The organism is Moraxella sp. K02, from assembly GCF_041154755.1.
GTDB lineage: Bacteria > Pseudomonadota > Gammaproteobacteria > Pseudomonadales > Moraxellaceae > Faucicola.
On sequence record NZ_AP031590.1, the window covers coordinates 2,378,538 to 2,391,474 of the forward strand.

Sequence of the window (12,937 nt, forward strand, 5' to 3'; positions counted from 1 at the left end):
AAATTACACAATCGGTTGGTGAATGGTCACCAGTTTAGTACCATCGGGAAAGGTGGCTTCCACTTGTACATCGTCAATCATCTCGGCGATGCCCTCCATCACATCCTCACCCGTCAGCCACGTGGTGCCTTCGCCCATCAACTGTGCCACTGTTTTGCCTTCTCTTGCCCCTTCGAGTACCAACATACTGATATAGGCTATTGCTTCTGGATAGTTAAGTTTTAAGCCACGTTGTTTGCGGCGTTCGGCAACCAGTCCTGCGGTAAAAATGAGTAATTTATCTTTTTCGGCGGGGGTTAAATGCATGGGTTACTCCAATTATTTTTTTAGTGTTAAAAATTAGACCTTCACTGCCACTAGGTTGCCCAAATTCGGGGCAAATAACTGGCTTGTTGCCACATTAAAGTGCGAATTTCATCACGAACTGCACCAAAACTGTCAAAACATTGGCGGACATCATCCCCTAAATAGCGAATAATCATCACCTCCCCTGTTTGGGTGCAAGAGACAGGCAAGCTATGCTGGTCGATAAATAATCGTAATTGCTTAACCCATTCAATCAGCTGTTTTTGCGCATCAACACTTGGCACAACCCATAAGCTGGCAAAGACACTGTGGTTATTTAGCCCCACGGGTGAGGCATACCAATCGTGTTCGGCACAGTGATGTAAGGTATCAGCAAGCAGCAATTTGGGCTGCTTATCTACGCGCCAAAATAGGTTTGATAACCGCATCTCACCTGTACTGTAGCGCTCGCCATGATGCTCTCGCCCTAACAGGTTAATTTCCCAAGCGATAACACTGGCAGCTGGGCTGATAAAAAACTGATTGGTGGCATGGGCAAAACTTGCGTTATAAAAACAGTTTTCTTGCGGTAGCCATTCAAAACGGCTGTCATCTTGCAGATAAACCGTGACATTTTGTACAGCATAACCATTTGAATTTTCTTGGGTTATTTGAGATTTTTGGGTCTGTTGAGTTTTTTTGGCTGATGGACTATCATCGGTTTGCTTGTTAGCGGTGTAACTTGGTAAATTACCGTACCATTTATTTGCCCCGGGCGTGGTAATCACGGCGTGGGCGTAATGTTTTACGCCAATGTCAATATCGAGTTTATCGCCTAAGGCGATGCCGGCGGGTGGATACAGCATAATGACATGACAAATACCTTGCTGTTCACCGCTTTCAGGATACAAGGCTTTTTGTACCCGCAAGGCGCCTTGGTGGTGGCGTTGTACCAAATTGGTGCGCGCATGCTCACCCGCATGTTGGGTGTCAAAAGCTAAGGTAAGGACTGAGTGCCAAGCCATATCTATCTAACTATATGAAAAATATATGGTTTTATAGAATGCAAGGGCTGTGCCACATTGCGGCATTGAGCATTGATACTAATATGGTGAGGCCCAAATCAGGGATGTTTACACGGTTTGGGCTGTTATTAGACTTGAGTATCGACTTCTGTCAGTTGCCGATGACGCTGCATGGGCAATTTGATAGAGTTTAGGAGGGTGGCTAAAAGGATTAATACCATCCCTGAGTACTGCATGCCATTGAGCGATTGGTGCAGTAATACGATCGACAATACAATCGCGGTAAACGGCTCAAACACGGTGAATACCGAGGCTTTGGTCGCAGGGAGTTTGTGCAGAGCTGACATATACAAGAAAAACGGAATCACGGTACCCACTAGGCTGAGCCCCATCACCCACAACCAAGTGATGGCAGGCATGCTGAGCGCTTTGGCATAGGTTTGATAGGTCATCGGTAGGAATAATAAAGCTATCGCACTAATCACCACTGAGCTAAAAAACACCAAGGTCGGTGGATAGTGTTTGTGTAAGGCTTTTTTTCCTAAAATGCCATACAGTGAATAGCACACCCCAGACAATAGACCAAACACAATCCCCCAACTCAATGTAAAATTTTTACTGAGCGTTGTCAGTGCCACGCCTAATACCGCGATGCAAGCTAAGGTAAATGATTTTTTTGTTATCGGTTCTTTTAATAAAAAAAATGCCAGTACCAAACTAAAAATCGGCGCCGTATATAGTAGCGATACCGCAATGCCCGCCCCCACAAAATTGACCGCGATAAAATAGCAAACCGTCATGCCTAGCACGCCAATCAACGATTGCAGGCTCAACTGTAATATCTCGCCAAATGACAACTGCCTAATAGACGGCCACAAAGATGGCAATAACATCAGTAGCATCATAGCAGCCGTCACCACTCTTAAAATGGCAATTTGCACACTATCAAAACCCAGTTGATGTAGATAGGTGGTAAAGATACCAAGCGTGCCCCAACAGATAGCCGCCACAATGACTTGCAAGCCACCCATTGTCGCATGATTGCGCGTGTTAGGGGATTGGTTGGTAGCGAAAGCAGGTTTACGAGTCACTGGCAATTCCTAAAAAATGGGGGATAAAAAAAGTGATTCTAGCAAACAAGGTTGGCTAAAACCACTTTGGGAAAAAACTTAACTTAACTTCATGGGGTTATTGATAACCTTGGTTAATCAATTATTTTTCTAACGTCTTTCTAACCTTTTTCTAACATCGACACACTATCGGATTTTTTATACATCACCGTTGCTGCCAGCGCGATTACGCTTGCTATCACCAATAACCAAGCTGGTGCGATTTGACTGCCTGTTTTGCTCATTAACCAAGTTGCCATCAAGGGGGTTGTGCCACCGAGTAGCGCATTGGCTGAGTTAAAGGTGAAAGCAAAACCTGAATAACGCACCTCGACTGGGAAAATCTCACTTAAAAATGCCGGTAGTGTACCGTCATTGACGGATAATAAGAGCGAGAACACCAGTTGAATCAACACAATGGTTAAAAACCCACCCAGGCTTAGCATATGAAACAAAGGCACTGTCAACGCGATAAACAATACAGATGCGATGATCAGCATGGTTTTGCGACCATATTTGTCTGACAGTTTACCCATGGTGAAAATCATACCGATATAAGCGACTAATGAAATGGAGGCAGCTAGCAGCGACTGCGTTTCATTGATGTGCATTTGGGTCGATAAATAAGTCGGCATATAGCTTAGGATTAAGTAAAAAGCCACCGCATTCAAACTACATAACATAAACGCAATGCACAAGGTTTTTTTATGGTTGGCAAACAAATTTTTGATTGGCACGGGTTTTTCAATGGTGCTTTCTTCAAACGCCTTAAAAGCCGGGGTTTTTTCAAGATTCAACCGCATATATCGACCTACCAAGCCCAGCGGTGCAGCCAATAAAAACGGAATACGCCATCCCCAAGTTTGTACAAAGTCAGCATCCATAAAGGCGGTCATAGCTGCAGCAATCAGCGAACCTAATAATAGACCGGCCGATGTACTGGCAGGTACGATACTGGTATAAAACCCTTTTTTGTCGGGCGGTGCATACTCTGCCATAAATGCTGATGCCCCTGCATACTCTCCCGAGGCTGAAAAACCTTGAATCATGCGTAACAATAACAACAACACAGGCGCTAAGATACCCACGGTGGCATAGCTTGGCAACAATCCGATTAAGAAAGTAGCACCCGACATAATCAAAATCGACCAAGATAAAGCCGCTTTTCGACCGTATTTATCGCCAATATGTCCCCAAAAAATACCCCCAAACGGACGGACAATAAAGGATAGCGCAAAAATTGCATAAGTTGACATCAATGCGACGGTTGCATCGGTTTTAGCAAAAAATACGCTGGCGATGACAGTGGCAAAATAACCATACGATGCGTAATCAAACCACTCGACAAAGTTACCAATAAAACTGGCTTTGGCGGCTTTTTTGAGTAACACAGGATCTTTAACATACGGCTCTGCAGCTGGTTGTTGCATTGCTACGGCAGTGGGTGAAAGTGCAAAAGTTGTCATTTAGTTTCCCCTTGGTTGGTAGTAAGTCATGCTAAAGTAAGCTAACTGATAATGTTATGCGCAGGGCCATAGGCGAAGCCTGTGATATTGTCAGCGCCTGTTTCAGTTAAAACCAAAATATCATGTTCACGATAACCGCCTGCCCCTGCCATACCTTCTGGAATCATAATCATCGGTTCCATTGAGATGACCATATTTGGCTCAAGTACCGTATCAATGTCTTCACGCAGTTCTAACCCTGCCTCACGGCCATAATAGTGTGACAACACGCCAAATGAATGCCCATAACCAAAGGTGCGGCGGTCTAAAATGCCATATTCGGCATAGATTTTGTTGAGCTCTAAAGCGATATCACAGCAACGAACGCCAGGTTTGATGAGTTTTATGCCTTCTTCATGCACTTTGCAGTTAATTTCCCAATAGTTGAGCGTTGCCGCATCAGGTTCACCAAAATACAGCGTACGCTCAAGCGCCACATAGTAGCCTGCAATCATCGAAAAGCAGTTTAAGCTTAAAATATCATTGCGCTGCACTTTGCGATTGGTCACAGGATTGTGTGCGCCATCGGTGTTGATACCTGATTGAAACCACGTCCAAGTATCCATGAGCTCGACATGCTCAAAGCGCTGCCCGATTTCTCGTACCATCGCTTGGGTAGAGGCTAACGCCACCTCATACTCAGGAACCCCTTCATGCACGGCGTTGACGAGCGCTGCACCGCCAATGTCACAAACCTGTGCACCTTGCTTGATAAGGGCGATTTCCTCGGCTGATTTCACCATTCGCATTTTCATACAAGCTTGGCTGATATCGACAAATTCGACATTGGGCAAGGCGTCTTGTAGTTTTTTCAAACGTTCGATGGGTAAGTGATCGTATTCAATCCCCACTCTGCCCTTATTTTTGATTTGACTTGCCACGGCTTTAAAATAGTTATCACGTTGCCAGTCGGTATAAACGATATTGTCATCGCCCATGGTACGTCGCCAAGGCTGTCCACCGTCTATATTGGCAGAAATAGTCACTACTTTGTCTTGGTCGATGACCAGACCATAGAAGCGTCCAAATGAGCAATACAAGAAGTCTGCGTAGTAGTTGATATTGTGATAGGAGGTGAATAACACGCTATCAATGTCGCTTTTTGCCATATAGGCTTTAAGCTTTTGTTGGCGGTTTTGATATTCTTGGGCGCTAAAAGTCGGCTTGACTTTCTCGCCGTTTTTGATTTGGATTAAGCTTGGCATGCTAAGTGCAGTATCTAGGCTAACCGCTTTACTTATCATATGTTCAACTGACTGATTCATTGTTTGCGCCTCACTAGGTTTAGGTTGATGTTAAGAAACTCTTTGCTCTCCACATCCCTCATCATACGCAAATTTAAAAAGTCAGTTTTTCATAAGACGACATTTTTTTGACTAATTACGACAACACAGCTTGTCCATTCATACTTTATTTATGACAGCGAATATTAAAAAAATTGGTTTTTTATTGATTGATGGCTTTACCATGATGGCTTTTAGCAATGTCATCGAGCCGTTACGAATGGCAAACTATGTCAGTAGTCAGCCACTATATAGCTGGATTATTAGTGGCTTTTCGGGTCATCAGACCAGTGCCAGTAATGGGGTACAAGTCACTCATACCGCTGAAATCAAACATCTATTTGATTGTGAACTCGTGTTTATCTGCGGTGGCTATGAAGCCGAAAATTTAATGACAGAAGCGCTAAAGGGAATTGTGGAGCGTTTAGCCGTTCGGGATATTGCGTTAGGGGGGCTTTGTACGGGGGCAATAGCGCTGGCGAATGCAGGGTTGTTAGCCAATCAATCAGCCTCGCTGCATTGGGAAAATGTTACGCTGGCTCAGGAACAATTTGGCAATGTAAAATTCTTAAACCATATTTTTACCATTGGTGATCGGCTCTACACCTGCTCTGGCGGAGTATGTGCGCTCGATATGACCCTGCACATCATCAAGCAGCACTTCGGGCGAGAAATCGTTGAAAAAATTCAAGACATGTTTGTCATCACGGCTATCCGAGAGCCAGCGAGCATCCAGCATTTACCCAAACCAAAAACCCTCAGTCATAGCTACGCTCATGTCATCGATGCTATCACGTTAATGAAAACCAATATCGAAGAACCGCTCACGCTAGCGGACATTGCTAAATACGTCGGCGTCTCTGAAAGACAACTACAGCGGCAATTTGCCAAACAGCTAGGGGTCTCACCCCAACAGTATTATCTGAATTTACGATTAGAGCATGCTAAAAACCTACTCAAACATACCACCATGCCAGTGACCACCATTTCAATGGCGACTGGCTTTTTTAATCTGGCATCTTTTTCCAGAGCCTTTCAACAGCAGTTTCATATGTCAGCCAGTGATTTTCGAAAAGCGCTGTAAGGGTTAATGCGTCTTGTACCATCGCTTAATCAGGTTATTGCTTTTATTATTTAAAAACCTATTCATCCCACTGCCAATGAATCGCCAATTGGTCTAACACGGTTTTGACTTGTTGTTGATGTGAAGCATCGCCCTCTAGGTTGACTAGCACAATAAACCCATAAGTAGGGTGGTCTTTGCTGCTGACAGTAGCCTTGATATGATGTTGTTGCAGTAATTCACTGACAGCCATCACGGTCGCTTGACGTTTTAGTGCAGGTTTAAATACCTTACCCACTGCCGTTAAAGGTAATGCATCAATCACGTAGATGGCTTTAGGAATTGCCGCTTTTTCGCCAATATTTTGTTGGCAAAATTGCATGAGTTTATCAGTATCTAAGCTAACACCCGGCTTAGGGGCAACGAATAAAACAGGTAACTCGCCTGTATAGCTATCAGGCTTACCAATGGCGGCACAGCCAGCTACCCCGTCATATTGATAAACCACCTCTTCGATCATTTTTGGGTCAATGTTGTGTCCCCCACGGATAATTAACTCTTTTTTTCTACCCGTTAAGAAAAAGTAGCCGTCTGCATCTTGATAGCCCAAATCGCCGGAATTAAACCAAGTTTGATTGTCAGAGTCAGTTACCCAAATTCCTTGATTTTGCTGCGCCAAATAATAGCCGACAAACACATTATCGCCGCGAATACAAATATTGCCCACCTCGCCTGTGTTAGCAACTCGCACAAACTTGCCATTATCATCAAGCATCATCACTTGCATAGGCTGATACGGGAAACGTAGCCCTATTGAACCAATTTTCTTCTCCCCAAATCTTGGGTTGGCTGAACTACCACAATTACCTTCCGTCATACCGTACGCTTCAATGATTTGTACCCCTGTGTGTTTTTCAAATTGTTTAAATACTTCTATCGGCATCGGGGCCGCGCCACACAAACAGTGCTTTAAACTAGCAATATCATGGTCGCCAACTGGTAGATTTAATAATCCAGCAAAAAGCGTGGGTACACCACTAAAAAAGTTTACGCGATAATGCGCAATAATCGCCCAAAAGTTTGCCATAATCCCATCGCCGCGATAGCCCTCTGGCGAAACTAGCAAAATTTCACCACCCATCGATAACGGTAATAATCCTGTAACCATGACGGCATTGACGTGAAATAGGGGTAGTCCGCACAGCACGACATTGCCCTGATTTAGCATGTCATCACCAAACAATGCCCGTGCTTGTAAGACATTGGCGACTTCATTTTTATGATTACGCATGGCGATTTTGGGCATGCCAGTTGTACCACCGGTTCCAAAGAATGAAGATAGATCCTCAGGCACAATGGTACGGGGGTTAATTAATCTATCTTTAGGCTGGTTTGCAATCCCAGTGTAAAAATCATGATAGGTTACCCTCTCTGGTAATTGCTGTACAAATTCTTTACTTGTATCTGGCAGGGTTATATTAAGTTGATGCGCAACATGATGAGCCATCGTCACCCCAATCATATGCTGCAAACTTGGGGTAAGCTTGGCAACCGCGACCGCCTTGTCCCAAAGCTGCGGCTTATTATCTTGATGGGGTAATGGCGCAAGCGTGATGAGTAACGTGGCTTTGACTTCATTTAATAAGCCGGCAATCACAGAAGGTTCAAGCAATGGGTTAATCGGAAAAATAATACCCGTTGCCTCGCCACCCCAGATACAAAAATGGGTTTCGGGTAAATTTGGCAATAAAATCGCGATAACCGTATTTTTATCCGCGCCCAATGAATAAAGCATATTGGCGGTTTGACGTATATATTCCAATAAATCCCGATAGCTATAGCTTGTGCTGTTTTGATACTGCGTAGCATTTAAAACAAAGGTAAGTGCTTTTTTATCGCTAAACTGAGCTTCGCTCTCACATAGCATCTGATAGGTGCTGCTAGGGAGGTTTAAAGGAAAATTTTGTTCATACTGTCTAAGGTCGTGCTGATTTTCTATTTGATGGTTCATCGTGTCAAAGTCCTTTTTAGTGTTAAATGAATTATCGCAATACGTTAACATTGCCTCTAGAAAAAATTGTCTCTAGAAATAATACGGTATGTCAGTCAAAAGTTCTGATATTATTTCGTACATATTTGCTACAGTTAGCTGATGTGATGGGTAAACTCAGTTAACTCATGAAACTACGGTAAAAAGGATGTTCCGATGATTGTACTATTGGGGCAGGCACGATGACCGTATCACATGCCAACGATAGCTATTTTTGGGTTGTCAGTCAGTTTAGTCGTATGAGTGTACCACAAGCCTATAAAGCACATACTGTCACTACAGGTATTCAAGGTGTCGTTAGCATGGTGTTTATCTGGTTATTATCGATTATTCTACTTTAAGTCATAGCCTGTCATAAAATAACTTTAGGAAAAGTACTGTGAAAATTGTTATTGCCCCAGATTCATTTAAAGAAAGTCTCACTGCCAGTGAAGTATGTGATGCCATTGAGACAGGATTTGCCACTGTTTTTAAAGAAGCTGACATGATTAAAATCCCAATGGCAGATGGTGGTGAAGGCACGGCTGCAGCGCTTAAAGAAACGCTGTCTGGCGAATGGCAACGTATCATTGCACATGACCCTTTGATGCGCCCGATTGAGGCAAGCTATGTGTTACTGCCCAATCAAACCGCCATTATTGAGATGGCAAGCTGTGCTGGCTTGCACCTGCTGACACAATCAGAGCGAGACCCAAGTATCGCTACCACTTATGGCGTGGGTGAAATGCTACTTGATGCGATTGATAAAGGCGCAAAAAATATTATCCTAGGTATCGGTGGCAGTGCCACCAATGATGCAGGTACAGGTATGCTAAAGGCCTTGGGCTATCGTTTCTTGGATGCACAGCATCATGAGCTTGTGCAAGGCGGTAAAGCGTTAGCGGCATTGGCGTTTATTGATAGCAGTGGGGTTAGCGATAAAATCGCTGATATTAGTATTACCGTTGCCTGTGATGTGACCAATCCATTATGTGGCAAACTCGGTGCTAGCCATGTGTATGCCCCGCAAAAAGGGGCGACGCTAGACGATATCGTTATTTTAGATAATGCCCTTAGCCATTTTGCCAATATTGCCAGCCGTCAAAATTTCCCCGATAATCGCAATGAAGCAGGCGCAGGGGCCGCAGGTGGTTTAGGTTTTGCGTTAATGACGTTTTTATCGGCAACACTGACTGGCGGGTTTCAGTTGGTAAGTGAATTTAGTAATCTTGAGCAAATGATTCAGCAAGCAGATTTGGTCATCACCGGTGAAGGGAAGATGGATTTTCAAACGTCCATGGGCAAAGTGGCATCAGGCGTGCTATCACTTGCCAAAGCAGTTAATGTGCCCGTTATCGCCATTTGTGGCGTGGTCGATGACCCCCACAGCCATTGGAAAGACGATGGTTTTACAATAGCGATTCCCAGTATTCAAACTTTAGGCTCGCTTGATGAGGCACTTGCTTTAGCAAAACAGAATGTTGAAAAAACTGCCTATAATATCGCGATGGCGATGCAATTGGGTCAACAATTAAACCGTTAGTATTTAGCCCTATAAAGATGCTCGCATGTTAATTGGTTGCGCTAATAAAATAACAATGACCAACAACAATAAATAAGGATTTACAGATGCAGCTTATTCGTGGACAAAAACTTAAACTATCAGATGTATTAAACAATCAGCTAATTTTTAGCTTAGCAACTACTCCACCAAGCAATTTAAACTTAGACATCGCACTGTTTGGTTTAGACAGTCAGGGTAAGCTTAGCGACGAAGCCTACATGATATTTTATAACCAGCCTCAAAGCCCGTGCGGTAGCCTAACGCTCACCCAAAATGATAGTCAAATACTCAGCTTCGATGTCAATTTGGCCACTTTAACCCCGCAAATTGAGCGCTTGGTATTAACCTTGACCATTGATGGCCATCAAACCATGGCACAGTTGCCAGCAATGGCAATCAACTTGCAATCTCAGCAGCAGACGGTCGCAAGCTTTCCAATTGACGGCAGTATGTTTCAGCAAGAAAAGGCGTTAATGGCACTGGAACTTTATAAAAAAGATAATATTTGGCGCATGAATGCAGTGGGACAAGGTTTTAATGGTGGATTGGCAGCCTTAATCAAGCATTTCGGTGGTGAAGTGGCTGAAGAAACGCCTACCCAAGCCGCACCAACTACCCCACAACTATCCAAAATTGATTTAAAAAAGAAGATTTCCTTAGAAAAAGCAGAGAAAACAGGTAACGCCAGCATTATTGATTTAACCAAAAAGTCACTGGTACAACTGGAAAAGAAAAACCTACTTGATGTACAAGCACGTGTCGCTTTAGTGCTAGATGCCTCAGGCTCAATGAACCATCAATATCATAATGGTGATGTGCAAAAAGTGGTTGATCGTCTTATGCCATTGGCAATTAACTTTGACAATGACGGTAGTTTTGAATGTTGGGCATTTGCTCAATATACCACGCAGCTTGATGATGTCACTTTAACCAATGTAAATCAATTTATTCAAACAACCAAGCGCGGTTGGCGCAACTGGCAGGTGGGCGCAAGGATCAATCAAGAGATACCAGCGATTGAAGCAGTAATTAACTACTATCAGCAGTTTGACGATGGTATTCCTGTGTATGTGTTGTTTATCTCTGATGGTGGTGTCGGCAGTGGCCGGCAAATGCAAAAGGTTTTAACGCAGGCAGCAATGCTACCCATTTTTTGGCAGTTTGTTGGGATTGGCGGTCGCAATTATGGGGTGCTTGAAAAACTCGATGATATGACAGGCCGTATTATTGATAATTGCAATTTTTTCGAGTTAGAGCGTATCACCGGTATCAGCGATGAGCGCTTGTATGAGCTGCTATTAGAAGAGTTCCCCAGTTGGTTAAATGAGGCTAAATTAAAAAGAATTATGCGATAGCAATTTAATTACTAAACTTACCATTTTCGAGCCCTTTTCTGAATTTGAAAATTTTGAGCAATTTGTCGCTCGTAAAAGACGCTTAAAACATACCTACTTATTCTCAATCGGTGATAATAATCAGCCATTACCCTTAACCTTTTTTGCCAATTTAGCAACGATACTGTGGGATAGTTTAATTGAAGAACTTGACTTTAGCTTCCATAGCTTTCGCCACACAGTGATTAGTCAAGTCGCTTTTAAATACAAGCCTTCAATTTACCAGTCTCGCTTTCATTGCTTTATTGTTGAAAAGATTTTGAACAGGTTATTACTTAATTCATTTTTAAGTTTCTAAAAAAATATGATGATAAAGGCATTAAAATAACGAATAGAACTTTGACTTTATACAGATAATTGTTTAATTTGATAGAGAAAAACATTATCAAATAAATTTGGATAATACAGACTATAGTATAGGAGAGCCAAATGGCCATTTCACTCAATAAAGGCGGTAACTTATCTCTGTCAAAAACAGATCCTACCCTAACACGGTTATTAATTGGTCTAGGTTGGGATGAGCGTGCCACATCAGGGACAGAATTTGACTTAGATGCCAGCGTATTTTTGCTTAATAATATGGGCAAAGTACGCGGCGACCATGATTTTATTTTTTATAACCAACTAAAATCTGACAACGGTGCAGTTGAACATACCGGGGACAACCGCTCAGGGGCAGGTGACGGTGATGACGAAGTAATCAAAGTCAATCTTTCCCAAGTACCCGCCGATATTGAAAAAATTGCTGTCACTGTGACCATCCACGATGCCCAAGCCCGTAATCAAAACTTTGGTCAAGTATCCAATGCTTTCATTCGTGTGGTCAATGAAGAAACAGGGGTAGAGGTAGTACGGTTTGACTTAGCAGAAGATTATTCCATCGAAAATGCCATGGTATTTGGCGAAGTCTACAAACACAATGGCGAATGGAAATTTCGTGCGGTGGGTCAAGGCTATGCAGGTGGCTTAGCTGCTATGTGCCAACAATATGGCGTAAATATCGGCTAAATCGGATTTTAAGCAGCAATTTACCATTAAAATAATGATAAAAACTTATTAAATAAAGGATATGAAGATGGCGGTTAGTCTACAAAAAGGACAAAAAATTTCACTCGATAAAGAAGCAGGCACGGCACTGACTCGTATCAAAATGGGTCTAGGGTGGGATGTTGCATCCACCCCAAAATCCGGTGGCTTTTTGGGCAGTCTATTTGGTGGCGGCGGTAGTAATGATAGTATCGATTTGGATGCATCTTGCATTATGTTTGACGCGAGCAAACAGCCCATCGATGCAATTTGGTTTGGTCAACTGCAGTCAAAGGACGGTAGTATCGTTCATACAGGCGATAACCGCACAGGCGCAGGGGATGGCGATGATGAAGTCATCAATGTCGATTTATCTCGTATCCCTGACCATGTACAGTCACTGGTGTTTACCGTAAATAGCTTTACGGGTCAAACGTTTGAGAAAGTTGCCAATGCGTTTTGTCGTATCGTTAATGCCGGCAATAATAGCGAAGTGGCTCGCTATAACTTATCAGCCCAAGGCAGTCATACCGCGCTGATTTTAGCAAAGATTTATCGCCATAATGGTGAATGGAAAATGCATGCCATTGGTGAAATTGCCAGTGGTCGTACCTTTCATGATTTGATGCCTGCCATTACACCACATGCCTAACG

Annotated in this window: 12 protein-coding genes; 6 read left to right on the top strand and 6 right to left on the bottom strand. The window is 43.2% G+C overall.

What is annotated here, in order from left to right:
- Positions 1-3: 3 nt before the first annotated feature.
- The 5 genes from ureA to ACAM39_RS10805 form a co-directional block, all read right to left on the bottom strand.
- Positions 4-306: an urease subunit gamma gene (gene ureA, locus ACAM39_RS10785; protein ID WP_309577455.1), complete on the bottom strand. Its 303-nt coding sequence runs from the start codon at positions 304-306 to the stop codon at positions 4-6.
- Between the two features lie 50 nt (positions 307-356).
- Complete coding sequence (locus ACAM39_RS10790; protein ID WP_369627672.1) at positions 357-1,310, bottom strand: urease accessory protein UreD; 954 nt, start codon at positions 1,308-1,310, stop codon at positions 357-359.
- A 128-nt stretch (positions 1,311-1,438) separates the two neighbouring features.
- Positions 1,439-2,401, bottom strand: a complete 963-nt coding sequence (locus tag ACAM39_RS10795) for a DMT family transporter (RefSeq protein WP_369627673.1) — start codon at positions 2,399-2,401, stop codon at positions 1,439-1,441.
- A gap of 140 nt (positions 2,402-2,541) precedes the next feature.
- Positions 2,542-3,849: an MFS transporter gene (locus ACAM39_RS10800; RefSeq protein ID WP_313422011.1), complete on the bottom strand. Its 1,308-nt coding sequence runs from the start codon at positions 3,847-3,849 to the stop codon at positions 2,542-2,544.
- Positions 3,850-3,926: 77 nt separating this feature from the next.
- The gene (locus tag ACAM39_RS10805; protein ID WP_369627674.1) at positions 3,927-5,189 is read right to left on the bottom strand and encodes an aminopeptidase P family protein; all 1,263 of its coding nucleotides are present in this window, start codon (positions 5,187-5,189) and stop codon (positions 3,927-3,929) included.
- Positions 5,190-5,340: 151 nt separating this feature from the next.
- Here ACAM39_RS10805 and ACAM39_RS10810 point away from each other — a divergent pair, with 151 nt between their 5' ends.
- On the top strand, positions 5,341-6,291 hold the full coding sequence (locus tag ACAM39_RS10810; protein WP_369627675.1) for a GlxA family transcriptional regulator: 951 nt from the start codon (positions 5,341-5,343) through the stop codon (positions 6,289-6,291).
- A gap of 58 nt (positions 6,292-6,349) precedes the next feature.
- Here ACAM39_RS10810 and ACAM39_RS10815 read toward each other — a convergent pair whose 3' ends face one another.
- Positions 6,350-8,281: an acyl-CoA synthetase gene (locus tag ACAM39_RS10815; protein ID WP_369627676.1), complete on the bottom strand. Its 1,932-nt coding sequence runs from the start codon at positions 8,279-8,281 to the stop codon at positions 6,350-6,352.
- 206 nt (positions 8,282-8,487) lie between these two features.
- Here ACAM39_RS10815 and ACAM39_RS10820 point away from each other — a divergent pair, with 206 nt between their 5' ends.
- The 5 genes from ACAM39_RS10820 to ACAM39_RS10840 all read left to right on the top strand — a co-directional run bounded on the left by ACAM39_RS10820 (position 8,488) and on the right by ACAM39_RS10840 (position 12,935).
- Positions 8,488-8,661, top strand: a complete 174-nt coding sequence (locus ACAM39_RS10820; RefSeq protein WP_369628610.1) for a GntT/GntP/DsdX family permease — start codon at positions 8,488-8,490, stop codon at positions 8,659-8,661.
- Between the two features lie 38 nt (positions 8,662-8,699).
- Positions 8,700-9,842 carry a glycerate kinase gene (locus ACAM39_RS10825; protein WP_369627677.1) on the top strand — a complete coding sequence of 381 codons (1,143 nt, stop codon included), beginning with the start codon at positions 8,700-8,702 and terminating at the stop codon, positions 9,840-9,842.
- 86 nt (positions 9,843-9,928) lie between these two features.
- Positions 9,929-11,218 carry a vWA domain-containing protein gene (locus tag ACAM39_RS10830; RefSeq protein ID WP_369627678.1) on the top strand — a complete coding sequence of 430 codons (1,290 nt, stop codon included), beginning with the start codon at positions 9,929-9,931 and terminating at the stop codon, positions 11,216-11,218.
- Between the two features lie 468 nt (positions 11,219-11,686).
- Positions 11,687-12,265: a TerD family protein gene (locus ACAM39_RS10835; RefSeq protein WP_369627679.1), complete on the top strand. Its 579-nt coding sequence runs from the start codon at positions 11,687-11,689 to the stop codon at positions 12,263-12,265.
- A gap of 67 nt (positions 12,266-12,332) precedes the next feature.
- Positions 12,333-12,935 carry a TerD family protein gene (locus tag ACAM39_RS10840; protein WP_313423341.1) on the top strand — a complete coding sequence of 201 codons (603 nt, stop codon included), beginning with the start codon at positions 12,333-12,335 and terminating at the stop codon, positions 12,933-12,935.
- Positions 12,936-12,937: the final 2 nt, after the last annotated feature.